Raw genomic sequence first — 23,799 nt, forward strand, 5'->3', positions numbered from 1 at the left:
CATAGTACTGCAATCAAAAGAATACCGGGGCACCGGCCGCTCGACCGGCCGCAACCGCCACCGGGACGAAACAGGGAGGCGTCGCATGAGCATGCAGGACCACGCCGGCGGACCGTCTTCGGGCGCCGCCCGATGAGCCGTCGGGAAACGCCCCGCATGCGTTTCGGACTCCTCCAGCACCATCCGGGCAATCCGCCGCACCGTTCCCGTCCGTCTTGCGGATCGGGCCGATGGGCGCTGCCCGCTACGCCTTGACCTCAAGAACGAGAACCCAGGGAGACCACCCGATGAAGCGTCGCGAGTTCCTGACCACGGCCGGCGTCGGCACCGCCGCCGCGGCCGCCACCGCCACCATCGCCGCCCCGGCCATCGCGCAGTCGATGCCCGAGGTGAAGTGGCGGTGCGCCTCCAGCTTCCCGAAGAGCCTCGACACCATCTACGGCGCCGCCGAAGAGGTCGCCAAGCGCGTCTCCGAGGCCACCGACGGCAAGTTCCAGATCCGCGTTTTTGCCGCCAATGAGATCGTCCCGGCGCTGCAAGTGCTCGACGCCGTTCAGAACGCCACCATCCAGTGCGGCCACACGGTGTCGTACTATTACGTGGGTAAGGAGCCCACCCTGGGCTTCGACGCTTCGATGCCGTTTGGCCTCAACGCCCGCCAGCAGATGGCGTGGATGACGCACGGTGGTGGCCTCGAGCTGATGCGGGAGGTGTTCAAGGCCTACAACATCATCCAGTTCCCGGCCGGCAACACCGGCACGCAGATGGGCGGCTGGTTCCGCAAGGAGATCAAGACCGTCGATGACCTGAAGGGCTTGAAGTACCGGATCGGCGGCTACGCCGGCAAGGTGCTCACCCGTCTCGGCACCGTGCCGCAGCAGATCGCCGGCGGCGACATCTACCCGTCGCTGGAGAAGGGCACCATCGACGCCGCCGAGTGGGTCGGCCCGCACGACGACGAGAAGCTCGGCTTCAACAAGGTCGCGCAGTACTACTACTATCCGGGCTGGTGGGAAGGCGGTCCGCAGGTGTCGCTGCTGGTCAACAACGCCGAATACGAAGCGCTGCCGAAGGCCTACAAGGCGATCCTCGATCAGGCCTGCGCCGCGGCCAACAGCTCGATGCTCGGCAAGTACGATGTGTACAACATGAACGCCCTGAAGCGCCTCGTCGCCGCCGGCACCCAGCTGCGCCCGTTCCCGCGCGAGGTCATGCAGGCCTGCTACCAGGCCGCCTTCGACACCTACGAGGAGGAGGCGAAGACCAACGCCACCTTCAAGAAGGTCTACGAAGCATGGCGCAAGTTCCGCGACGAGGAGTACCTGTGGTTCCGCGTCGCCGAGTACACCTTCGACAGCTTCGTCTACAACAGCCCGGCCCCGAAGAAGGGGTGAGGTGAGTTAGCCCCTCCCCCGCCTCCGGCGGGGGAGGCTGGGCGGGGGCGGCGGCCCCTGCAAAGCACAGGAACTGAAAAAGCCCCGCGTGAGCGGGGCTTTTCTTTTGTGCTTCTGAACTTCGGGGAACAACTCGCCCCCGCCCAACCACCGGTCGCCCGCAAGTCGGGCGACCGCGCTTTGCCTATGATCGCCTTCGGCGCTCATTGCCTTTGGCACCGGCGCCGCACCCCCGCCGGAGGCGGGGGAGGGCTCTCGATACCCCTACTGCTTCTGCTGCTGCAGCTGCTTCATCAGGTCGTTGACGTCGCCGGGGTTGTTGTCGCCCGGCTGCTGCTCCATGCCCGGGTAGGGCGGCGGGGCGCCGAAGTCCATCTGCGGGATCTCGATCTGGATGGTGTTCGGATCCACCTTCTGCCCGCGGTCGAGGCCGACCTCCACCAGACCGGGGAAGAGGATGACGATGCCCACCATGATGACCTGGATGACCACGAACGGCACCGCGCCCCAGTAGATCTGGCCGGTGGTGATCTTCCCGATCAGCTTGCCGGTGATCTTGTCGGTGTAGTCGGTGCGCGGCGCCACCGAGCGCAGGTAGAACAGCGCGAAGCCGAACGGCGGGTGCATGAACGAGGTCTGCATGTTCACGCCCAGCAGCACGCCGAACCAGATCAGGTCGATGCCCAGCTTCTCCGCCACCGGGCCCAGCAGCGGCACGATGATGAAGGCCAGCTCGAAGAAGTCGAGGAAGAAGGCCAGCAGGAAGACCAGGATGTTGCAGACGATCAGGAAGCCGAGAGCGCCGCCGGGCAGGCCGGTCAGCAGGTGCTCCACCCACAGGTCGCCGTTGACGCCGCGGAACACCAAGCCGAACACCGTCGAGCCGATCAGGATGAACACCACGAAGGACGACAGCTTGGCCGTGGTGTCCATCGCCTGACGCATCAGGCTCCACGACAGCTTGCGCTTGGCCAGCGCCAGGAGCAGCGCGCCGGCGGCACCCATGGCGCCGCCCTCGGTCGGCGTCGCCACGCCGAGGAAGATCGTGCCCAGCACCAGGAAGATCAGCACCAGCGGCGGCACCAGCGAGACGATCACCCGGATGAACAGCTTCATGCCGCGCAGCGACCGCGCTTCCAGCGGCAGCGCCGGGGCGGCGGCGGGGCGGACGATGGTGACCAGCAGCACGTAGCCGGCGTACAGCGCGGTCAGCACCAGGCCCGGGGCCATGGCGCCGGCGTACATGTCGCCGACCGAGCGGCCGAGCTGGTCGGCCAGGATGATCAGCACCAGCGACGGCGGGATGATCTGCGCCAGCGTGCCCGACGCCGCGATGACGCCCGCGGCCAGCCGCCGGTCGTAGCCGTAGCGCAGCATGATCGGCAGCGAGATCAGGCCCATGGAGATCACCGAGGCGGCGACCACGCCGGTGGTGGCGGCCAGCAGCGCGCCGACGAAGATCACCGCGTAGGCGAGGCCGCCGCGCACCGGGCCGAACAGCTGGCCGATGGTGTCCAGCAGGTCCTCGGCCATGCCGGACCGTTCGAGGATCAGGCCCATGAAGGTGAAGAACGGGATCGCCAGCAGCGTGTCGTTCTGCATGATGCCGAACACGCGCTCCGGCAGCGCCTGGAACAGCGCCGGGGTGAGCAGGCCGAGCTCGATGCCGACGAGGCCGAACACCAGGCCGTTGGCGGCCAGCGCGAAGGCGACGGGGAAGCCGACCAGCAGGAAGATCACCAGCGCCCCGAACATCAGGGGCGCCATGTTCTCGATCAGGAAAGCGGTCATTGCGGTGTTTCCCCCGTGCTCACGAATGGCCGTGCATCTTGTCGCCGGGCTCGTCGCGCAGGCCCATCAGGAAGGCGATGCGCTTGATGAGCTCCGACGCGCCCTGCAGGCTGAGCAGCAGGAAACCGACGGGGACCAGGATCTTGGCGGGCCAGCGGATCAGGCCGCCGGCGTTGTTGGACATCTCCGAGTGGATGAAGCTGTCCCAGAACATCGGCAAGGACAGCCAGAGGATCAGCAGCGCCATCGGGAACATGAAGACGATGAACCCGAAGACGTCGATCCAGGCCTGCGTGCGCTTGGAGAAGCGGCCGATGACGACGTCGATGCGGATGTGCTCGTTGCGCAGCAGCGTGTAGCCGGAGCACAGCAGGAACACCGCCGAGAACAGGTACCACTGCAGTTCCAGCCAGGCGTTGGAACTGGTGCTGAAGAGATAGCGGACCGATGCGTTGCCGGCGCTGATCACCACGGCGACCAGCACCAGCCAGTAGACGAGCTTGCCGACGGCCTCGTTCAGCGCGTCGATCAGCCCGCTCAGTTTCAGCAGGATGCTCAAAAGCGGATCTCCCTGTTCCCTCGCTGCGGGCTTGGGCCCGCCTGGTTCTTGGTGCCCGGTTCGTGCGGGATCATCCGCAGGATGATCCCGGATCGCGGCCCTTCCGCAAGCTGCGGAAATCCCTTACGGGCCGAAACCAAAATGGTAACACCTTTGCGCCTCTTTTGACGGAAGACGGGGCCTCCGCGCAAGGGGGTACAAAGCCATAGGCGGCGTGCGGATTTCCCCGGCTACGCCCGCGACGCCCGCACGGCGCGGGCGAGCGCGGCGAAGCCGGCCACCGGCACCTCCTCGGCGCGCGCGGTCGGCGCGATGCCGACTTCGGCCAGCAGCGCCTCGGCGTTGCCCAGCGGCTTCAGGCTCTGGCGCAGCATTTTGCGGCGCTGGCCGAAGGCGGCGGCGGTCACCGCCTCCAGGTCCGCCCAATCGGCCGGCTCAGGCGCGGCGCGCGGCGTCAGGTGCACGACGGTGGAGTCCACCTTGGGCGGCGGCGTGAAGGCGCGCGGCGGCAGGTTGAACAGCACGCGGGTCTCCGCCCGCCACTGCGTGATCACCGACAGCCGGCCGTACGCCTTGCTGCCCGGCTGGGCGACGAGGCGGTCGGCGACCTCCTTCTGGAACATCAGGGTCAGGCTGACATAGTCCTCGATGCGCTTCAGCCAGCCGATCAGCAGCGGCGTCGCCACGTTGTAGGGCAGGTTGGCGACGATGGCGCGGGGGGCTTCGGTCAGCGCGGCCGGGTCGACCTCCAGCGCGTCGGCCTCGACGATGCGCAGGCGTCCCTCCGCGGCCTGCACCACGTCCTGCAGGGCCTCGACGAAGCGGGAATCGCGCTCGATCGCCACGACCTCGCGGGCGGGGGAGGCGAGCAGCGCGCGCGTCAGGCCGCCGGGGCCGGGGCCGACCTCGACGACGGACATCCCCTCCGTCAGCCCGGCCGAGCGCGCGATCCGGCCGGTCAGGTTGAGGTCGAGCAGGAAGTTCTGGCCCAGCGCCTTGCGGGCGCCGAGCCCGAAGCGGGCGATGACGTCGCGCAGCGGCGGCAGGCTGTGCGGATCGAAAGGGGCGGCGGTCATGCCGCGGTTATACGGCCCGGCCGATCACTCGTCACGGATCACGTGCACCTCGGCCTTGCCGAAAAGCAGCGCGCCGACCACAACCATCGCGGCGAGAAGCGCGATCTCGGACGCGCAAAGTTTGGTGGAGGCTTGCCCGGGCATGGGGCATCCCTTATATATGGAGGGCAGACGACAGGGGGTTTCCCCTGCCGCCCGCCTGTGAGGTTTAGAATTCAAGGGCGATGTGGAGTGCGATCCGCATCGCCCTAATCTTTACCCACAGGGTCAGAGTCAGCTTCCGCATCGTCTGTACCCTCCGATACGCCGCAGGCAGGATTGCTCTCGGCGCGGGCATTTTATTGTATTCCTTGCAACCCGTCGAGGCGATGATGCGGTATGCGCCTAGCTTTCCAGGAGGAAGCCGCGCACCGCCGCAATCTGTTCGGGCTTCATCAGCGACGGCGCGTGGCCGCAGTGCGGCACCTCGACGAGGCGTGCCTTCGGCCCCCGCTGGGTCATCTCCAGCGCCGTCTCCGGCAGCAGCAGGTCCGACTCGGCGCCGCGCAGCACCAGCACCGGGCAGGCGATGCGGTCCCACAGCGGCCAGAGATCGACGTCGGCCAGGGGCTGCGCGGTGAACGCCTTGCCGATGCCGGGGTCGTAGGCCAGCGCGAAGCGGCCGTCCGGCAGGGAACGCGCGCTGTGCTCGGCCATGTGGCGCCATTCCTCGTCGGAGAGCTGGCCGAAGCCCATCAGCACGAGGCGCAGGTAGGCCTCGACGCCGCGGATGTCGTCGAACACCGGGTCCTTGCCGACGTAGCCGGCGATGCGCTCCAGCGCCGCCTTGGGAAGGAACGGGCCGACGTCGTTGATCACCAGCCGGCGGATCGGCGACTTCGGCTGCGCCGCCAGCATCAGGCCGATCAGCCCGCCCATGGAGGTGCCGACCCAGTCCACCGTCTCCACGTCGAGGCGCGCGATCAGCGCCGCCGCGTCGGCGAGGTACTGCGGGTAGCCGTAGAGGTCCGGGTTGGCCAGCCGGTCGCTCCGCCCGCGCCCGACCACGTCGGGGCAGACGACGCGGTAGGCGTCGGCGAGGTCGAGCGCGAGATGGTCGAAGTCGCGGCCGTTGCGGGTCAGGCCGTGCACGCACACCACGGTGCGGGGCGCGTCGTCCCGGCCCCACTGGGTGTAGGCGACGGCGTGGAAGCCCAGCGCGCTCAGGCCCAGGACGCGGCGTTCGGACATCGGCATGCGGGCGTCTCCCCTTCCGGTTGGTCGCCGGCAGTGTATCAGCGCGGCAGGGCCGCTGTCCGCCGCGGGATGACGGGCGACGGGTTGGCCGCCGCCGGGTCGAAGGGGTGGTCGGCGTGGGCGTACAGGCGGCGGATCAACTGCACGTAGCTGCGCGTCTCCTCGTAGGGCGGGACGCCGCGGTGCTTGTCCACCGCGCCCTCGCCGGCGTTGTAGCCGGCCAGCGCCAACGTCACGTCGCCGCTGAAGTAGGCCAGCAGCCAGCGCAGGTACTTCATGCCGCCGCGCAGGTTCTCCTGCGGGTCGAAGACGTCGCGCACGGCGAAGCGCTCGGCGGTCTCCGGGATCAGCTGCATCAGGCCGGCGGCCTCCTTGGGCGACACCGCGTTGGTGCGGAAGGCGCTCTCCACCCGCACCACGGCCAGCACGAGCTCGGGGTCGAGGCCGTAGGTCGGCGCCATGGCGCGGACCATGCGCACGATCTCCTCCGGCGGAGCCGCGACCCCACGCGGCGGCGCGCCGCCCGGCCGGCACCAGGGGCGGATGCGGCCGACCTCGCCGGGCACGTAGGCCACCAGCTTGCGCGCCTCGGCGTGGCCGCGGCTGGCGGCGGCGCGCAGCCACGCGGCGCCGACGCGGCGGTCCCGCTCCACCCCCAGGCCGAACAGGAACCGCCGGGCCATGCGGTAGGCGGCCTCGGCGTCGCCGGACTCGGCCGCCTCGCACTCGCGCTTGAGGACCGCCGGGGGATTGGCCGGAATCGTCGAGGTTCCAGGACCCCGGACCACCGCAACGCCGTTCTCCACGCTGGGTGCGCCCGCCCGCGCCGCCGCCGACGGAACGGCCGCCACGACCAGCAGGAGCACCGGCAAAGCGCGCAGGAAACGCATCTCTCTCCCCGAATGGATGCGGGGATAATGACCTTGTCAGGGCGACTCGGCAAGCATACGGTGCCGAATGGATGCGCCCGGCGCTCCCATATCACAAGTCGCCGGCCGGAGAGCCGGTGGAGGAAGAGGAAACGACCATGTCCAGCACCATCGAGCCCGTGCTCGATCCCTTCGCCCTCGCCCGCACGCTGTCGGGCAAGCAGCTGATCGACGGCCAGCTGGTCGCCCCGCGCTCGGGCCGCACCTTCGACGTGGTGAACCCGGCCACGCAGGAGACCGTGGGGCAGGCCGCCTGGGGCGACGAGGCCGACGTGGCCGCCGCGGTGGCCGCCGCGGTGAAGGCGCAGAGGGAGTGGGCCAAGCGCCCGGCGCGCGAGCGCGGCAAGCTGGTGGCCGAATGCGGCCGCATCCTCGACGCCCACAAGGAGGAGATCGCGCGCCTCGTCACGCTGGAGACCGGCAAGGCGCTGCGCACCGAGAGCCGGGTCGAGGCCGGCGTGCTGTCCGACGCCTTCACCTTCTTCGGCGGCCTGGCGCCGGAGCTGAAGGGCGAGACCGTGCCGTTCAACCCGGCGATGCTGACCATGACGGTGCGCGAGCCGATCGGCGTGGTCGGCGCGATCATCCCGTGGAACGTGCCGCTGCTGCTGATGGCGCTGAAGATCGCGCCGGCGATGGTGGCGGGCAACGCGGTGGTGGTGAAGTCGGCCGAGGAGGCGCCGTTCGCCGTGCTGCGCGCCTGCCAGCTGATGCAGACGGTGCTGCCGCCGGGGCTGCTGAACATCCTCTCGGGCATGGGGCCGGAGTGCGGCGCGCCGCTGGTGGCGCACCCGAAGGTCGGCAAGGTGACCTTCACCGGCTCGGTCGAGACCGGCAAGATCGTCTACAAGACCGCCGCCGACAAGCTGATCCCGGTGACGCTGGAGCTGGGCGGCAAGAGCCCGATGATCGTCATGGGCGACGCCGACGTGGACAAGGCGGTGGCCGGCGCGGTGGCCGGCATGCGCTTCACCCGCCAGGGCCAGAGCTGCACCGCCTCCTCGCGCATCTTCGTGCACGCCGACGTGCACGACGACTTCGTGGCCAAGCTGAAGGCCAAGGTGGACGCCATGGTGATGGGCGACCCGCTGGACGAGGCCACCGACATCGGCGCCATCGTCAGCCGCCAGCAGTACGACAAGGTGCTCAACTACATCCGCATCGGCGAGGAGAGCCCCGGCGCCACGGTGCTGAAGTGCTCGGCCCTGCCGGCGGACCCGAAGCTGGGCAAGGGGCTGTTCGTGCAGCCGGCGCTGCTGGTGGACATCCCGCGCGATTCCGCCCCGGCGCGCGAGGAGATCTTCGGCCCGGTCGCCTGCCTCTTCAGGTTCACCGAGTACGAGGACGCCATCCAGGCGGCCAACGACACGGAGTACGGCCTCGCCGCCACCATCTGGACGCGCGACCTGAAGACCGCCATGGACGCGGTGCACCGCCTGGAGGCGGGCTTCGTGCAGGTGAACCAGAACCTGGTGGTGCAGCCGAACCTCAGCTACGGCGGCGTCAAGGCGTCCGGCCTGGGCAAGGAGGCGACGCTGGAGTCGATGCTGGAGCACTTCACCCACAAGAAGACGATCATCATCAACATGGGGTGATGGCCCCGCTCCTTCGCGTTGCGGGAAAAGCCAAGCGGATCGACAGGCAAGGGGGCTTCGGCCCCCTTGCTTCGTAGCGCGGGGCTTTGGTTCCTCTCAGCTTTCTTCCGCCGCTGGTCCTTCCGTGCGACACGGCGCAGCCCGACGGTTTGCGCCGTGACGATGCGGCAGATCGTCTCCCCCGGCACCCTGGTTCCAAGGCCTTGCCCCTGTCTCGTATTGGGGCGGCACGCCGCGCAACCACGGCGATCAGAGGGACCGGCTGTGGCCTCCAGACCCTAAAGGCGGCGCGTGAACGGAAGCGTCGACAGTCGGCACCACATCGACGCTCCTTGACTTGTCTCCTTCGGACCCCTTCAAGTTTCCCGCAAGAGTGGAGTGGGCGGGTGTCTTTGCATATAGCGATATGCGCCCCGAAAGCAGATGGAGAAGACGCGATGCGGAAAGCTGCGGTTGGCGCGCTGATGGCCGCCGGCCTGTTGGGAGCGTGCAGCACGCACCAGGTTCCGATGACCTACAATGCGGGCGTGGTCGCGCAGAAGCCACCGGCCGCAAAGGCGGACGTGGAGGTGTTGAGCGTCACCGACGCTCGCAAGCACACGGGCAAGCATCTGGGCGCGATCCGCGGTGGTTACGGGAACACGCTGAAGACATTGGAGATGGCCCGTCCCGCCAATGACGTCGTACGGCAGGCGTTCGTTGACGGTCTGGGGGCGCGCGGCCTTCTGGCCCAGGGGAATGGCGCACGCTACGGGCTCGACATCACCGTGGACAAGCTGGATTGCAGCCTGCTCATGCGGCCGGAAGCGCACGCGCGGTTCCAGGTGTCGGTGCTGGACCGAACGACCGGACGGCCGGTCTACACCAAGGCCTATGAGGACAACCGTTCCGGCGACGCCACGCTGGCGGCTGGAATCTTCGGTTCGGTCGAGGATCTTGGGAAGATGGCGAACGACAGCATGCAAGCCGCCGTCGATCAGGCTTTGGACAACGGTGCCTTCCTGACGGTGGTCGGGGCACGGTGACGGAGCCACCGGAACAGCGACGTAACGCGACCTTGGCTGCTTTCAGCCAATCCATCATCAACACGGGGTGATGGGGCAAAGAGGGATCAGGCACGCCTCCGGCGCGTGCCTGACCTTCCAATCCCGCAGATATATGTCCATTGCGCCGGTAGGAAAAAAGGATCAGGGTCCCGGCATTCCCCGACCGCACATCTGGACGTTTCACCGTGAGCTTCATCACCCTTCAGCCCGTCGCCGGCGCTGACGACCGCACCCCTGCGCAGCCGGCCGCCCTGCTGCTGCTGACCGGCAAGTTCCGCACCTTCTTCGCCACCATGCGCTCGCGCCGCGAGCTGAAGGCGATGGACGACCGCCAGCTCCGGGACGTCGGCATCCATCGCTCGGACATCACCATCTTCACCGCCATGGGGCGGATGGGCGGCTGATACCGCCGGCGCATCGAGCCGCCGGGTTTGACTCAAAGGCGCTCGACGGGAGCCATCGAGCGCCTTTGATATGAGTTTTGGTTCCGGTCGGCCCGCCGGTGCACTAGGGTGCGCCCTCCCAAACAGCGAGGACGACGATGGACAGCGACGTTAAGTGCCCCGAGTGCAGCTCCGAACACGCCTATCACGACGGCAGCCTGTGGATCTGCCCGGAATGCGGGCATGAATGGAACCCGGAGACCGCCGGCGCGGAGCCCTCGCAGGACCAGAGCGTGCGCGACGCCAACGGCAACGTGCTCGCCGACGGCGACAGCGTGACCGTGATCAAGGACCTGAAGGTCAAGGGCTCGTCGCTGGTGGTCAAGGGCGGCACCAAGGTCAAGGGCATCCGCCTGGTGGACGGCGCCGACGGGCACAACATCGCGTGCAAGATCGACGGCATCGGCGCGATGAACCTGAAATCGGAGTTCGTGAAGAAGGCCTGATCCGGCCGAAGGCGGTAGGACACCGCTTTCGCGCAGTGGTATTGGCGCGCCATGCCCATATCTGTTTCCCAGGCGGCCCGAATCCCGGGCCGCGGGAGGACACAGAACATAGGTGCTGCCATGGAGATCGTTGAAACGGATGCCGTCGAGGCACTTCGCCATCGCCATGCCGAGCTCGAAGCCCAGCTTCGGGCGGAGTATGGCCGTGCGAGACCGGACGACATGGCCCTCAAGCGCCTGAAGCTCGAAAAGCTGTACGTCAAGGAACGGATCGACCGGCTCAGCGTCCACTGACCCCGGACCGGCGCCCGTACGGCGCCGCGTGTCACCCCGCCCGCTGGGCGGGGTGACGAAACCGTTCCTCAGCCCCGCCCCGGCGTGCCGCGCGGCGGGAAGCGGCTCGACGTCGCGCGCACCGGGTTGCCCGGCCCGCCGCCGTCCTCGCCGCCCCGGCGCGCTTCGCGGTCCAGCGCGCGGGCGTTCTCGATGCGGGCGATGGAGCCCTCCAGGTCGCGGATGCGCTCCTTCAGCGATCCGAGGATCGCGCCGCCGGCCTGCCGGCTGGTGAACTGCTCCAGATCCTGCTTGAGCCGCGCCAGCTGGCTCTTCTGCTCCGCAAGGGTCGGGCCGTCCTTGCTGCGGGTCATCCGGTAGGCTTTTTCATCATAGTTCGGCATTGCATCCCTCCTGGCTTGCACGACCATATCGGGTCTGCGTGCCGCTGTCGCCATAGTGCGTATGGAGAATGTGACACGCGCACCCCCGCGCGATCCTGTCTCGCCCGCCCGCCTGCACTATGTTGGAGGCTGGATTGGCGGACGGGTTTTCCGGAATGCGGCGTTTTCTGAAGATCGTTGCGGCGGTCGTGCTGGCCGTGGTCGTGCTGCCGGCGCTGGTGGGCGGCGGGCTGTTCCTGTGGCTGCGCGGCGAACAGCCGCAGCACGCCGGCTCCCTCTCGCTGCCCGGCCTGGAGCGGCCGGTGGAGGTGCTGCGCGACGCCGACGCGGTGCCGCACATCTTCGCCGAGACCGAGGCGGACGCCTACTACGCCCTGGGCTTCGTCCACGCGCAGGACCGGCTGTGGCAGATGGAGGGCATGCGGCGGCTGGGCAGCGGCCGGCTGGCCGAGCTGTTCGGCACGCGGTTCGGCGACTGGACGCTGCGGCTCGACCGGCTGACGCGCACGCTGGGCTTCCACCGCCGCGCCCAGGAGAGCTACGCGCTGCTGTCGCCGGAGGCCAAGCGGGTGCTCGACGCCTACGCCAAGGGGGTCAACGCCTACATCGCCACCCGCAAGGAGGCGCTGCCCATCGAGTTCCAGCTGACCCGCCTGGAGCCGGAGCCGTGGAAGCCCGCCGACAGCCTCGTGTGGGGCAAGCTGATGGCGCTGCAACTCGCCGGCAACTACCGCGAGGAGCTGACCCGCGCCCGGCTGGCGCAGACGCTGACGCCGCAGCAGATCCGCGACCTCTACCCCGGCGACCCGCCCGGCTCGCCGGTGACGCTGGCGGCGGATCTGCGGGGAATGCGCTTCGACAAGGCGGAAGCCGCGCTGCCGCCGGCGCTGGGCTTCGACCTCGCCTCCAACGAGTGGGTGCTGGCCGGCAGCCGCACCGCGACGGCCAAGCCGATCCTCGCCAACGACCCGCACCTGGGGCTGGAGGCGCCGGTGTTGTGGTACCTGGCGCGCATCGTCACCCCCAACTTCTCCATCACCGGCGCCACCGCGCCGGGCATGCCGCTGCACGCGCTGGGGCAGAACGGCAACGTCGCCTGGGGCTTCACCAACACCCACAGCGACGTGCAGGACCTGTTCGTCGAGCGCGTCGATCCGCGGGATCCCACCCATTACCTGACGCCCAAGGGCAGCGAGCCCTTCACCACGCGCACCGAGATCATCAAGGTCGCCGGCCAGCCGGACGAGGTGCTGACGGTGCGCGAGACGCGGCACGGCCCGGTGCTGAGCGGGCTGGAGGGCATGGACGGCGCGCCGGAGGGCCACGTGCTGGCGCTCGCCTGGGCCGGCCTGCGCGAGCCGGACACCTCCGCCGAGGCGCTCTACCGCCTCAACCACGCCCGCACCGCCGCGGAGGTGCGCACCGCGCTGGCCAAGCACGTGACGCCGCAGCAGAACGTGGTCTACGCCGACACCGCCGGGACGATCGGGTTCATCGTGCCCGGCCTCGCCCCGGTGCGGCGCAAGGGTGACGGCACGCTGCCGGTGCCGGGCTGGGACGGCGAGTACGACTGGACCGGCTTCATCCCGTTCGAGGCGCTGCCGCAGTCGGTCAACCCGCCCTCGGGCCAGATCGTCAACGCCAACAACGCGGTGGTCGGGGCGGGCTACCCGTACCTGCTGGCGGCGAACTGGCCGGAACCGCTGCGCGCCGCCCGCATCCAGCAGATGCTGGCCGGCGGCGCCTTCACGGTGGACGACGTGGCGGCGCAGCAGCTCGACGTCACCTCGCTGGCGGCCAAGGAGCTGCTGCCGCTGATGACCGCGGCGCCGGCCGAGGGGCGGGCGGCGGAGGCGGTGGCCCTGCTCAAGGCGTGGGACGGCCGCATGGACCGCGACCGGCCGGAGCCGCTGATCTTCGAGGCGTGGTTCCGCGCGCTGAACCGCGCGCTGCTCGGCGACGAACTGGGGCCGCTGTACGGCGAGTATTTCTGGCAGCAGACGCGCACCGTGATGCTGGCGCTAACCGACCGCCCGGCGTGGTGCGACGACGTCCGCACCGGCGACCGGACGGAGACCTGCGCCGAGGTGCTGACGGCGTCGCTGAACGCCGCGCTGGACGAGCTGGCGCGGAAGCACGGGCCGGTCCTGGCCACGTGGCGCTGGGGCGCGGAGCACGTGGCGCCGCTGCCGCACCCGCTGCTCAGCCGGCTGCCGCTGGTCGGGCGCTGGTTCACCCTGGCGGTGGAGACGGACGGCGACAGCTTCACCGTCAACCGCGGCACCACGCGCTTCTCCGACCCGGCGGCGCCCTACGCGCACGTGCACGGGGCCGGCTTCCGGGCGGTCTATGACTTGTCCGACCTCGGCAACTCGCGCTACGTCATCGCCACCGGGCAGTCGGGCAATCCGCTGTCGGCGCACTGGGGCGACTTCGTCGAGCGCTGGCGGCAGGGGGAGAGCGTGCGGCTGACCGGCGACCGCGAGGCGCTGCGCAAGGCCGGCGCCCAGGTCCTTTCGCTCAAGCCCAGCTTCGGAGGCCGTTGATGAGCACCGTTACCCCCGCGGACGTCCAGGCTGCCGCTTCGCGCCTGTCCGGCCGCATCGCCGCCACCCCGGCCGAGGCGGCGCCGCGCCTGTCGGAGCTGGCCGGCTGCGCGGTGTTCCTGAAGCTGGAGAACCAGCAGCACACCGGCTCCTTCAAGGAGCGCGGCGCGCTGAACAAGCTGCTCAGCCTGTCGGAGGCGGAGCGGGCGGCCGGCGTCATCGCCATGTCGGCCGGCAACCACGCCCAGGCGGTGGCCTGCCACGCCGCGCGGCTGGGCATCAAGGCGACCATCGTGATGCCGAGCTTCACCCCCTTCACCAAGGTGGAGCGCACCGAGAGCTACGGCGCCCGCGTCGTGCTGGAGGGCGAGACGCTGAGCGACGCGGCCGCCTTCGCGCAGGAGATGGCGGCGCGCGAGGGGCTGGTCTTCGTCCACCCCTACGACGACGCGCACGTGATCGCCGGCCAGGGCACGGTGGCGCTGGAGTTCCTGGAGCAGGTGCCGGACCTGGACGTGCTGGTGGTGCCGGTGGGCGGCGGCGGGCTGATCGCCGGCATGGCGGTGGCGGCCAAGGCGGTGAAGCCGGACATCCGGGTGATCGGCGTGGAGTGCGCGCTCTACCCCTCCATGCGGCAGGCGGTGCGGGGGGAGCCCATCGTCTGCTCCGGCGTCACCATCGCCGAGGGCATCGCCGTCAAGGCGCCGGGCGGGCTGACCAAGGCGCTGGTCGAGCAGCACGTCGAGGACATCCTGCTGGCCTCGGAGGAGGCGCTGGAGGCCGCGGTGTTCCGCATGGTGACGGTGCAGAAGCTGGTCGCCGAGGGGGCGGGCGCGGCGGCGCTGGCGGCGGTGCTGGCCGAGCCGGGGCGCTTCCAGGGCAAGCGGGTCGGGCTGGTGGTGTCGGGCGGCAACATCGACGCGCGGCTGCTGGCGCAGGTGCTCATGCGCGGGCTGGTGCTGGAGGGCCGCATCGTGCGCCTGCGCATCGCGCTGACCGACGCGCCGGGCGCGCTGGCCAAAGCGACGCGGATCCTCGGCGAGGCCGGCGCCAACATCGTCGAGGTCTACCACCAGCGCCTGTTCCACGACGTGCCGGTGAAGATGGCGGAGATCGACGTCATCCTGGAGACGCGCGACCGCACGCACGTGCAGGCGATCGTCGACCGGCTGGCGAAGGCCGGGTTCCCGACGGAGCTGATGGTGGACGTGTCGTAAGTTCCTGCGCTGGGGCCCCACCCAAACCCTCCGCCACTGCGCGGGGGAGGGCTTAACTCCTTCCCCCGCGCAGTGGGGGAAGGAGGGGCCCGCGCCGCAGGCGTGGGAGGAAGGGGGACCGCGGTGGGGCTTATCCCAGCTGCGCGTAGCTTCCGCGGAAGTACAGCAGCGGCTTGCCCTCGGCGGCGGCGCGCAGGCAGCGGACGCGGCCGACGATGATGGCGTGGTCGCCGCCGTCGTGCACCGCGTGGCGGTCGCACTCGATGTTGGCGAGGCAGCCGGTGAGGATCGGCACGCCGGTGTCCCAGCGCTCCACCCCCACGCCCTCCCAGCGCTCCTGCAGGTCGCGGCGCGAGAAGCGGTTGGACAGGTCCTCCTGGTCGGCCGCCAGGATGTTGATCGCGAACGCCGCGCCGTTCACGAAGAAGTCATAGGCCTGCGAGGCGCGGCCCAGGCTGAACAGCACCAGCGGCGGGTCGAGCGACACCGACGAGAACGAGTTCACCGTCACCCCCACCGGGTGGCCGTCCGGGCAGGTCGTGGTGACGACGGTGATGCCGGTGGCGAAGCAGCCGAGCGCGTTGCGGAAGGCGCGGGGATCGATGGTCATGGCACCCTTGGCTCGGACCCGTAAAGCGGTGGTCGCCGGGGATTAAACCACCCCGCGGCCCGGCGCAAGCCGGTTCTGCCCACCGTAACATCAGGATTTGCCTGAGATTCCGTTAAACGGATCTTAAGGAAAACCGCGCACCGTGGCGGCGTCGCATTCCGGCCCGGATTTCCTGGGGTTTCAATGGCAGCCAATCCCGCCGGCACCGAACAGCCGATCATCATCAAGAAGAAGAAGGGCGGCCACGGCGGCCACCACGGCGGCGCCTGGAAGGTGGCCTACGCCGACTTCGTCACCGCGATGATGGCGTTCTTCCTGCTGCTGTGGCTGCTCAACGTCACCACCTCGGATCAGCGCAAGGGCATCGCCGACTACTTCGCGCCGGTGTCGGTCAGCCGCGAGACCTCGGGCTCCGGCGGCATGCTGGGCGGGCAGACGGTGACGGCGCCGGGCGCGCAGATCAACTCCAGCTCGCCGATGACCCCGGATATCCCGTCCACCCCCAGCCTCACCGGCGTCGGCGGCGAGGAGCCGATGAGCGGCGCCGAGGGCGGCCCCGGCACCGGCGGCGCCCAGAGCGAGCAGAAACCCAACGAGAACCGCCTGGAATACCAGCAGCGCCTGGAGCAGCTCGCCAAGCAGCTGGGCATCCCCGGCCAGAAGCCGGGCGAGAAGCTCTCCGACTTCGCCGACCGCGTGTCGGAGGCCACCGCCAAGCTCCAGGAGCAGCAGTCCGAGGGCAAGCAGTTCCAGCAGACCGCCAACGAGATCCGCCAGGCCATCCAGTCGATCCCCGAACTGCAGCCGCTGGCGCAGAACCTGATGATCGACCAGACGCCGGAGGGGCTGCGCATCCAGATCGTCGACCAGGACCGGGTGTCGATGTTCCCCGGCGGCTCGGCGCAGATGTACCCGCAGACGCGCCAGCTGGTGATGCAGGTGGCGCAGGCGCTGAACAAGCTGCCCAACAAGCTGTCGATCAGCGGCCACACCGACGCCACGCCCTTCTCCGGCGGCGGGCGCGACAACTGGGACCTGTCCACCGAGCGCGCCAACGCCACGCGCCGCGCCCTGCTGGCCGGCGGCGTCCCGGAGACCCGCGTCCAGGACGTGGTCGGCCGCGCCGACCGCGACCTGCTGGCGCCCGACCAGCCCGGCAGCCCGCGCAACCGCCGCATCAGCATCGTGCTGCTGCGCGACGCCCAGGCCAAGGCCCCGGCGGCCGGCGGCCAGTCGGCCAAGCCGGCGGCTCCGGCCGTGGCTCCCGCACCGGCTCCGGCCGCTCCGGCGCGGCGCTGATCAACCATTGCCCCCTCCCCCTCCCTCCCCCGCGTTGCGGTGGAGGGGGCTGCCGCCGCAGTGGCGGAGTTCCCTCTCCCGCGCAAGCGGGGGAGGGCTAGGGAGGGGGCATCCAGTTCGCCCAAAAAAGCAGCAGCCTGCCCGCGCCCCGCGCACGTCTCGCGAAAGACCCTACGGCGACTCAACCCTTCGCCCTATTGGCCCTGTTGATGCATAGGGCATTGCTCCATACTTCCTGCGGTGCAGCTGGCACCGCGTCTCGAGCGGGAGGAGCGGGTGAGCGTGAACGGAGCGACGGCGCCACGGGCGGGCGCGCGGGACCTCCTGGCGTCCTACGACGCCGGCATCTTCTATGACGAGCTGTTCGGCAACGCCGACAAGCCGGCCGGGCACACGCGGCTGATCCGCGAGCGTCTCAACCAGCTCGACTTCGAGGACCTCCGGCGCCGGGCCACCGACGCCGAGAAGGAGCTGTACAACCTCGGCATCACCTTCCTGATCTACGCCGCGCAGGGGGCGGAGGACCGCATCCTGCCCTTCGACGTGATCCCGCGGGTGATCTCGGCGAAGGAGTGGGCGCACCTGGAGGCGGGGATCAAGCAGCGCGTCGCCACGCTGAACCTGTTCCTGCACGACATCTACCACGACCAGAAGATCCTCAAGGACGGCATCATCCCGGCCGAGCTGGTGCTGGGCAACGCCAACTTCCGGCCGCAGATGGCCGGGCTGGACGTGCCGTTCGACACCTACATCCACATCATGGGCGTGGACCTCGTGCGCGACCGCGAGGGCACCTTCCGCGTGCTGGAGGACAACGGGCGGGTGCCGTCCGGCGTCTCCTACGTGGTCGAGAACCGCCACATGATGCAGCGCGTCTTCCCCGACCTGATGCGCGACATCGGCATCCGCCCGGTCGACAACTACGGCCACAAGCTGCTGGAGGCGATGTCGGAGATCGCGCCGGTGGCGGAGGGCGACCCGGAGGTGGCGCTGCTCTCCCCCGGCTCCTACAACTCGGCGTATTTCGAGCATATCTTCCTGGCGCGCGAGATGGGCGTGCCGCTGGTCGAGGGGCGCGACCTCGTGGTCGAGAACCACCGCGTCTACATGAAGACCACCGACGGCCTCGCCCCGGTGCACTCGATCTACCGCCGCATCGGCGACGACTTCCTCGATCCCACCGCCTTCAACCCGGACAGCCTGCTGGGCGTGCCCGGCATCCTGGAGGCGTACCGGCGCGGCAACGTGGCGCTGGCCAACGCCATCGGCACCGGCGTGGCTGACGACAAGGCCGTCTACGCCTACGTGCCGCGGATGATCAAGTACTACTTGGATCAGGACGCCCTCATCCCCAACGTCGATACCCGCATCTGCCGCGAGCACGACGCGCTGACCTACACGCTGGACAATCTGGACAAGCTGGTGGTCAAGCCGGTGGGCGAGGCCGGCGGCTACGGCATCACCATCGGCCCGCGCGCCAGCAAGGCCGAGCTGGACGACTGCCGCGCCAAGCTGATCGCCGACCCGTCCAACTACATCAGCCAGCCGGTGGTCGACCTGTCCGTGTGCCCGACCGTCACGCCCGACGGCATCGAGCCGCGCCACGTCGACCTGCGCCCGTTCGCGGTGACCGGATCGAAGACCTGGGTGCTGCCCGGCGGCCTGTCGCGGGTGGCCTTGCAGAAGGGAACGCTGATCGTGAATTCCAGCCAGGGGGGCGGCTCCAAGGACACCTGGGTCTTAGAGAATGGGGTCCTGGAAAACGGGGGTGCGGCATGAACCTGCTGGCCCGCTACGCCGAGAACATCTTCTGGATGGCGCGCTACATGGAGCGCGCGGAGAATCTGGCGCGCGTCCTCGACGTGCAGGAGACCTTCGTGCGCGACGAGCGCGGCGGCACCAACTGGCTGTCGGTGGTGCAGCTTTACGCCGACGAGGAGGCGTTCCTCAAGCGCCACGCCACCGCGTCCGCCGAGACGGTGGTGGCGTTCTACCTGCTGGACGCCACGAACCCGAACTCCATCGTCTCGATGATCCGCGCCGCGCGCGAGAACGCGCGCACGCTGCGGCCGTGGATCTCGACCGAGATGTGGTCGCAGATCAACGTCTTCTACAACCAGCTGCTGGTGCTGACGCCGAGGGACGTGGCGATGCCGCACCTCAGCCGCGTCTGCCGCATGGTCAAGGAGGCGTGCCAGACCCACACCGGCATCACCGAGGGCACCTTCTACCGCGACCAGGGCTGGTACTTCTACCAGCTGGGCAAGGCGATCGAGCGCGCCGACCAGACCACGCGGCTCCTCGACATCAAGTACCACACGCTGCTGCCGTCGCCGGACGACCTCGGCTCGTCGCTCGACATGCAGCAGTGGTGCACGGTGCTGCGCTCGGCCGCGGGCTACCACGCCTTCCGGCGCGTCTACCCGCGCGGCATGACGCCCACGACGGTCGCCGGCTTCATCCTGTTCAACGAAGGGTTCCCGCGCTCCGTCGTCATGTGTGTAAGGCAGATCGACGGGTTGTTGACCCGCCTGAAGTCGCGCTACACTTTGCGCCGTGGCAGCGAGGCCATGGAGAAGGTCGACGAGCTGCTGGCCGCCCTGTTGAGCCGACCCATCGAAGCCGTGATCGCCGACGGCCTGCACGAGTACCTGGACTGGGTGCAGCGCCAGCTGATCGAGATCACCGCGGAGATCGGCCACGCGTTCTTCGGCCAGGAGCCCGCCCCCCTCGCGCAGGTGGAGGTCCAGTAGAGAGCGCATGTCGATCATCCCGCCGCATCACCGGCCGCTCCAGCAGTTCTTCCGTTCCGGCCCGATGCCGTGCCCCTACCTGCCCGGCCGGGTCGAGCGGAAGCTCTTCACCCGGCTGAGCGGCCCGTACGCGGCGGAGGTGAACTCGACGCTGTCGCGCGCCGGCTTCCGGCGCAGCCACGACATCGTCTACCGGCCGGTCTGCCCGACCTGCTCGGCCTGCGTGCCGGTGCGCATCGCGGTCGACCAGTTCGAGCCGACCCGGTCGCAGAAGCGCGTGCTGCGCGCGAACGAGGATCTGCGGCTGGGGCAGGCGCCGGCCAACGCGACCAGCGAGCAGTACCGCCTGTTCGCCACCTACCAGGCATCGCGCCACGGCGATTCCGACATGGCGCGCATGGCGATGGCCGATTTCGCGGCGATGATCGACGAGGGCCGGGCCGACACGTCGCTGGTCGAGGCGCGGGACGCGGGGGGCAAGCTGATCGCCTGCATGCTGACCGACCGGCTGGGCGACGGCTGGTCGGCGGTCTACAGCTTCTACGACGCCGCGCAGGAGAAGCGCAGCCTGGGCACCTACATGATCCTGGGCCTGATCGCGCGGGCGCGGGCGGAGGGGCTGCCCTACGTCTATCTCGGCTACTGGATCGCGCAGAGCCGCAAGATGGCCTACAAGGCGCGGTTCCGCCCCCTGGAGGCGCTGGGCCGGGACGGATGGTACCGGGTGCCGGACGGCGAGATGCCGTAACATATTGGTATTTCTTGCTTTTTTCGTCATCCCCGCGAAAGCGGGGATCCATAATTCCCAAAGCGAGTGACTGTGGAACGTATGGATCCCCGCCTTCGCGGGGATGACGGTCAGGAAAGGTGTTTGGTCGCCAAGAGTATTCCTACAACGCCGCCTGAACCGCCTGCACGAACTTCTGCAGCCCCACCTGCCGGGTGCGCTTCAGGCGTTCGGCGCGCAGGATCGCCTGGACCGAGGCGACGCTCTCCTCGATGTCGTGGTTGACGATCACGTAGTCGTACTCGGCCCAGTGGCTGATCTCGTCCGACGCCTTGGCCATGCGCTGGGCGATCACCTCGGCCGAGTCCTGGGCGCGGCTGTGCAGGCGGCGCTCCAGCTCCTCGCCGGACGGCGGCAGGATGAAGACGCTGACGAGGTCGGTGCGGGCGTTCTCGGCCAGCTGCTGGGTGCCCTGCCAGTCGATGTCGAACAGCACGTCGCGGCCGGCGCCCAGCGCCTGCTCGACCTTGTCGCGCGGCGTGCCGTAGCAGTTGCCGAACACGCGGGCGTACTCCAGCAACTCGCCGGCCTCGGCCTTGCGCTCGAACTCGGGCATGTCGATGAAGTAGTAGTCGCGGCCCGGCACCTCGCCGGGGCGCATCGGGCGCGTCGTCACCGACACCGACATGGTGATGCCGGCGTCGCGGTCGAGCAGGCGGCGGGAAATGGTCGTCTTGCCGGCGCCCGACGGCGACGACAGCACGAGCATCAGGCCGCGCCGACGGATGTCCTTCGGGGCGGGGTGGTCGGTGGAGGGCATGCGGATCACTCGATGTTCTGCACCTGCTCGCGCAGCTGCTCGATGGAAGCCTTCAGCGACAGGCCGATGCGCGTCAGCTCCACGTCGGCGGACTTGGAGCACAGCGTGTTGGCCTCGCGGTTGAACTCCTGGCACAGGAAGTCGAAGCGGCGGCCGATGGCGCCGCCCTCGGCCAGCAGGTCGCGCGCCGCCTGGACGTGGGCGCGCAGCCGGTCCATCTCCTCGCGCACGTCGCCCTTGGCGATGATCAGCGCCGCTTCCTGCGACAGCCGGTCCTCCGACAGCGTCGGCACGGCGTCGAGGAGCGCGGCGACCTGGGCGCGCAGCTTCTCCTTGAGCACGTCGGGCTGAACCGAGGAGCAGGCGGCGGCCGCGTCGGTCAGCCGGGCGATCTCGTCCAGGTGGCCGTTGAGGATGGTCACCAGCCGCGCGCCCTCGGCGGCGCGGGCGGCGGCCAGCTGCCCGACCACGGCGGCGAGGTCCTTCTTCAGCGCGGCGTCCAGGCGTTCGCGCGCCTCGGTCTCGTCCTCCTCGACCGGCTCGATGATGCCGCGCACGGTGAGCAGCGCGTCGAGCCGCGGCGCGGCGGCGCCGGCGCCCTCGATCTCGCGGGCTAGCTCCAGCACCTGGGCCAGCAGTTCGCGGTTGATGCGGATCTGCGACACGGTCGAGGTGCGGGTGACGCTGAGCGTCAGGTTGACGGTGCCGCGCGCCAGCGTCTTCGGGACCTCGGCGCGGGCCTGCGCCTCCAGCTGGTCGAAGCCGGAGGGCATGCGGCAGCGCAGGTCGAGGTTGCGGCCGTTGACGCTCTTCGCCTCCAGCGTCCAGGCGTAGCCGTCGGCGTGGCCGTCCACGCGGGCGAATCCGGTCATGCTGGCGACGGGGCGGTGGGCGGTCACATCGGCCTCGGATACAATTTGTGGGCTTTGGGGGAACAACTTATAGCTTGCGTTCGGCGGGCCAACAAGCGGCGAGGCGAGATGACTCCGGTCCATTCCCTGGTGATCACCGGTGCGTCCAGCGGCATCGGCGAGGCTCTGGCGCTGGCCTACGCCGGCCCCGGCGTGGCGCTGGGCCTGACCGGGCGCGACGCGGCGCGCCTCGACGCCGTGGCGGCGCGCTGCCGGGCCAGGGGGGCGGTGGTGGAGGCCGGGGTGGTGGACTCCGCCGACCGCGCGGCCATGGCGGCGTGGTTCGCCGGGTTCGACGCGGCGCACCCGGTGGATCTGGTGATCGCCAACGCCGGCATCTCCGCCGGCACCGGTCTGAATGGGGAGACCGAGGAGCAGGCGCGGCGAATCTTCGCGGTGAACCTGGACGGCGTGCTGAACACCATCTACCCGGCCATCGACGCCATGCGGGGGCGGGGGAGGGGGCAGGTCGCGCTGATGGCCTCGCTGGCGGGCTTCCGCGGGCTGCCCGGGGCGCCGGCCTACTGCGCCAGCAAGGCGGCGGTGCGGGTCCTGGGCGAATCGCTGCGCGGCGATCTGGCCGGGCAGGGGATCGGCGTGTCGGTGATCTGCCCCGGCTTCGTGCGCAGCCGCATGACGGCGCGCAACCCGTTCCCGATGCCCTTCCTGATGGACGCCGGGCCGGCGGCGGAGCTGATCAAGCGGAAGCTGGCGCGCAACGTCGGGCGGATTTCGTTCCCGTGGCCGATGGCGGCGGTGGTGTGGCTGCTGTCGGCGCTGCCGGCGGGGTGGGTGGACCGCGTCGCGGCGCGGACGCCGCGGAAGCCGGAGGCGTGATGCCCCCTCCCTAACCCTCCCCCGCTGCGCGGGAGAGGGGGGCTGCCGACGATGCGGCGGAGTTCCCTCCACCGCGCAGCGGGGGAGGGTTAGGGAGGGGGCAACGGCCGCACAAACGAAAACGCCCCTCCCACACGGGAAGGGGCGTTTTCATGAAACCACGGAAGCGAAGGTCAGGCCTTCCAGTACGCCCACACCGAGGCCGGCGGGACGTTCTGCCAGGTGAAGCCGATGCGCTTCCCCTTCAGGCCCAGCTTCTGCATGTTGAGCGGCGAGTTGATCATGTAGGTGTACAGCAGGAAGCGGCGGCCTTCCGGCATGACCGAGAAGGTGGCGTCCACGATGCCCTGCTGCACGTCCATGGGCAGCGCCTTCATGGGAATGCCGATCACCACCGTGCCGACCTTGCCCATCAGGTCCGGCCCCAGCGTCTCGGCGATCTTGCGGCAGTCGGCGTTGATGACGTTCACGTCGGGATAGACGCCGTGCACGTAGTTGGCGAGGTGCGCGTCGATCTCGAAGGAATAGATGCGCTGGGCGGGGACGCCGGCCTCCAGCAGCGCCTGGGTGATGGCGCCGGTGCCGGGGCCGAACTCGGCGATCACCTCGTCGGGACCGCAGACCAGATTCTCACGGATGATCTTGCGCAGGCCGGGACCGGACGGCGTGATCGATCCCACCGCCATGGGGTTGGCCATCCACCGCTGGAAGAAGATCAGCGCCGGGTGCGGCGCCTTGGCATTCTTGGCTTTCGCGGCGACGGAATATTCCGAGGGAGTCATGATCGGCCTTTCGCCGGTGGTTATTGCCTGATGCCCCCGGTTAACACGATCTTGTGCCCGGGGGTCCCGAACCATGGTTTCCTAGGTTTTCTTATCCAACAAAAG

23 protein-coding genes are annotated in these 23,799 nt (G+C 69.5%); 13 read left to right on the plus strand and 10 right to left on the minus strand.

The window, feature by feature from the left end; all coding sequences use genetic code 11:
* The first annotated feature begins 287 nt into the window (after positions 1–287).
* The gene (locus tag ACRWK7_RS27090) at positions 288–1,394 is read left to right on the plus strand and encodes a TRAP transporter substrate-binding protein (protein WP_431859619.1); all 1,107 of its coding nucleotides are present in this window, start codon (positions 288–290) and stop codon (positions 1,392–1,394) included.
* Between the two features lie 264 nt (positions 1,395–1,658).
* Here the strand turns inward: ACRWK7_RS27090 and ACRWK7_RS27095 are convergent, their stop codons facing one another.
* The 5 genes from ACRWK7_RS27095 to ACRWK7_RS27115 form a co-directional block, all read right to left on the minus strand.
* The gene (locus ACRWK7_RS27095; protein ID WP_431859621.1) at positions 1,659–3,185 is read right to left on the minus strand and encodes a TRAP transporter large permease; all 1,527 of its coding nucleotides are present in this window, start codon (positions 3,183–3,185) and stop codon (positions 1,659–1,661) included.
* A 19-nt stretch (positions 3,186–3,204) separates the two neighbouring features.
* Positions 3,205–3,744: a TRAP transporter small permease subunit gene (locus ACRWK7_RS27100; protein ID WP_431859623.1), complete on the minus strand. Its 540-nt coding sequence runs from the start codon at positions 3,742–3,744 to the stop codon at positions 3,205–3,207.
* Between the two features lie 230 nt (positions 3,745–3,974).
* Complete coding sequence (gene rsmA / locus ACRWK7_RS27105) at positions 3,975–4,820, minus strand: 16S rRNA (adenine(1518)-N(6)/adenine(1519)-N(6))-dimethyltransferase RsmA (RefSeq protein ID WP_431859625.1); 846 nt, start codon at positions 4,818–4,820, stop codon at positions 3,975–3,977.
* A 384-nt stretch (positions 4,821–5,204) separates the two neighbouring features.
* Positions 5,205–6,056 carry an alpha/beta fold hydrolase gene (locus tag ACRWK7_RS27110; protein ID WP_431859627.1) on the minus strand — a complete coding sequence of 284 codons (852 nt, stop codon included), beginning with the start codon at positions 6,054–6,056 and terminating at the stop codon, positions 5,205–5,207.
* A 38-nt stretch (positions 6,057–6,094) separates the two neighbouring features.
* Positions 6,095–6,946, minus strand: coding sequence for a lytic transglycosylase domain-containing protein (locus tag ACRWK7_RS27115; protein WP_431859629.1), 852 nt, complete (start codon positions 6,944–6,946; stop codon positions 6,095–6,097).
* A gap of 137 nt (positions 6,947–7,083) precedes the next feature.
* Between ACRWK7_RS27115 and ACRWK7_RS27120 the strand changes: the two genes are divergently transcribed.
* From ACRWK7_RS27120 to ACRWK7_RS27140, 5 genes are all read left to right on the plus strand, one after another.
* Complete coding sequence (locus tag ACRWK7_RS27120; protein WP_431859631.1) at positions 7,084–8,580, plus strand: aldehyde dehydrogenase family protein; 1,497 nt, start codon at positions 7,084–7,086, stop codon at positions 8,578–8,580.
* Between the two features lie 437 nt (positions 8,581–9,017).
* Positions 9,018–9,605, plus strand: a complete 588-nt coding sequence (locus ACRWK7_RS27125) for a hypothetical protein (protein WP_431859633.1) — start codon at positions 9,018–9,020, stop codon at positions 9,603–9,605.
* A 206-nt stretch (positions 9,606–9,811) separates the two neighbouring features.
* Positions 9,812–10,030: a DUF1127 domain-containing protein gene (locus ACRWK7_RS27130; RefSeq protein ID WP_431859635.1), complete on the plus strand. Its 219-nt coding sequence runs from the start codon at positions 9,812–9,814 to the stop codon at positions 10,028–10,030.
* A gap of 137 nt (positions 10,031–10,167) precedes the next feature.
* On the plus strand, positions 10,168–10,515 hold the full coding sequence (locus ACRWK7_RS27135) for a zinc ribbon domain-containing protein YjdM (protein ID WP_431859637.1): 348 nt from the start codon (positions 10,168–10,170) through the stop codon (positions 10,513–10,515).
* A gap of 120 nt (positions 10,516–10,635) precedes the next feature.
* Positions 10,636–10,809, plus strand: a complete 174-nt coding sequence (locus tag ACRWK7_RS27140) for a YdcH family protein (protein ID WP_431859639.1) — start codon at positions 10,636–10,638, stop codon at positions 10,807–10,809.
* Between the two features lie 68 nt (positions 10,810–10,877).
* Here the strand turns inward: ACRWK7_RS27140 and ACRWK7_RS27145 are convergent, their stop codons facing one another.
* Positions 10,878–11,192: a Gas vesicle protein V gene (locus ACRWK7_RS27145; protein WP_431859640.1), complete on the minus strand. Its 315-nt coding sequence runs from the start codon at positions 11,190–11,192 to the stop codon at positions 10,878–10,880.
* A 155-nt stretch (positions 11,193–11,347) separates the two neighbouring features.
* Between ACRWK7_RS27145 and ACRWK7_RS27150 the strand changes: the two genes are divergently transcribed.
* A complete protein-coding gene (locus ACRWK7_RS27150) occupies positions 11,348–13,738 on the plus strand; it encodes a penicillin acylase family protein (RefSeq protein ID WP_431859642.1) in 2,391 nt (796 codons plus the stop codon).
* Positions 13,738–14,955 (plus strand): threonine ammonia-lyase, encoded by a 1,218-nt coding sequence (locus ACRWK7_RS27155; protein WP_431859644.1) that lies wholly within the window; start codon positions 13,738–13,740, stop codon positions 14,953–14,955. Before ACRWK7_RS27150 ends, ACRWK7_RS27155 begins: the two co-directional genes overlap by 1 nt.
* Positions 14,956–15,085: 130 nt before the next feature.
* On the opposite strand, the gene ACRWK7_RS27160 is transcribed toward ACRWK7_RS27155, so the two are convergent.
* On the minus strand, positions 15,086–15,565 hold the full coding sequence (locus ACRWK7_RS27160; protein ID WP_431859646.1) for a flavin reductase family protein: 480 nt from the start codon (positions 15,563–15,565) through the stop codon (positions 15,086–15,088).
* A 183-nt stretch (positions 15,566–15,748) separates the two neighbouring features.
* Between ACRWK7_RS27160 and ACRWK7_RS27165 the strand changes: the two genes are divergently transcribed.
* The 4 genes from ACRWK7_RS27165 (at position 15,749) to ACRWK7_RS27180 (ending at position 20,365) form a co-directional block, all read left to right on the plus strand.
* Positions 15,749–16,864 (plus strand): flagellar motor protein MotB, encoded by a 1,116-nt coding sequence (locus tag ACRWK7_RS27165; protein ID WP_431859648.1) that lies wholly within the window; start codon positions 15,749–15,751, stop codon positions 16,862–16,864.
* 276 nt (positions 16,865–17,140) lie between these two features.
* Positions 17,141–18,643, plus strand: a complete 1,503-nt coding sequence (locus ACRWK7_RS27170) for a circularly permuted type 2 ATP-grasp protein (RefSeq protein ID WP_431859649.1) — start codon at positions 17,141–17,143, stop codon at positions 18,641–18,643.
* Entirely contained in the window at positions 18,640–19,617 is a 978-nt protein-coding gene (locus tag ACRWK7_RS27175; RefSeq protein ID WP_431859651.1) for an alpha-E domain-containing protein, read from the plus strand. The genes ACRWK7_RS27170 and ACRWK7_RS27175 overlap by 4 nt, the downstream gene beginning before the upstream one ends.
* A 7-nt stretch (positions 19,618–19,624) precedes the next feature.
* On the plus strand, positions 19,625–20,365 hold the full coding sequence (locus tag ACRWK7_RS27180; RefSeq protein WP_431859653.1) for an arginyltransferase: 741 nt from the start codon (positions 19,625–19,627) through the stop codon (positions 20,363–20,365).
* A gap of 142 nt (positions 20,366–20,507) precedes the next feature.
* Here the strand turns inward: ACRWK7_RS27180 and gmk are convergent, their stop codons facing one another.
* On the minus strand, positions 20,508–21,164 hold the full coding sequence (gene gmk, locus ACRWK7_RS27185) for a guanylate kinase (protein WP_431859655.1): 657 nt from the start codon (positions 21,162–21,164) through the stop codon (positions 20,508–20,510).
* 5 nt (positions 21,165–21,169) lie between these two features.
* Positions 21,170–22,036 carry a YicC/YloC family endoribonuclease gene (locus ACRWK7_RS27190; RefSeq protein ID WP_431859708.1) on the minus strand — a complete coding sequence of 289 codons (867 nt, stop codon included), beginning with the start codon at positions 22,034–22,036 and terminating at the stop codon, positions 21,170–21,172.
* A 108-nt stretch (positions 22,037–22,144) separates the two neighbouring features.
* Here ACRWK7_RS27190 and ACRWK7_RS27195 point away from each other — a divergent pair, with 108 nt between their 5' ends.
* On the plus strand, positions 22,145–22,912 hold the full coding sequence (locus ACRWK7_RS27195) for an SDR family NAD(P)-dependent oxidoreductase (RefSeq protein ID WP_431859657.1): 768 nt from the start codon (positions 22,145–22,147) through the stop codon (positions 22,910–22,912).
* Positions 22,913–23,085: 173 nt separating this feature from the next.
* On the opposite strand, the gene ACRWK7_RS27200 is transcribed toward ACRWK7_RS27195, so the two are convergent.
* Positions 23,086–23,694 carry a class I SAM-dependent methyltransferase gene (locus tag ACRWK7_RS27200; RefSeq protein ID WP_431859659.1) on the minus strand — a complete coding sequence of 203 codons (609 nt, stop codon included), beginning with the start codon at positions 23,692–23,694 and terminating at the stop codon, positions 23,086–23,088.
* Positions 23,695–23,799: the final 105 nt, after the last annotated feature.

The organism is Azospirillum sp. (assembly GCF_050789165.1).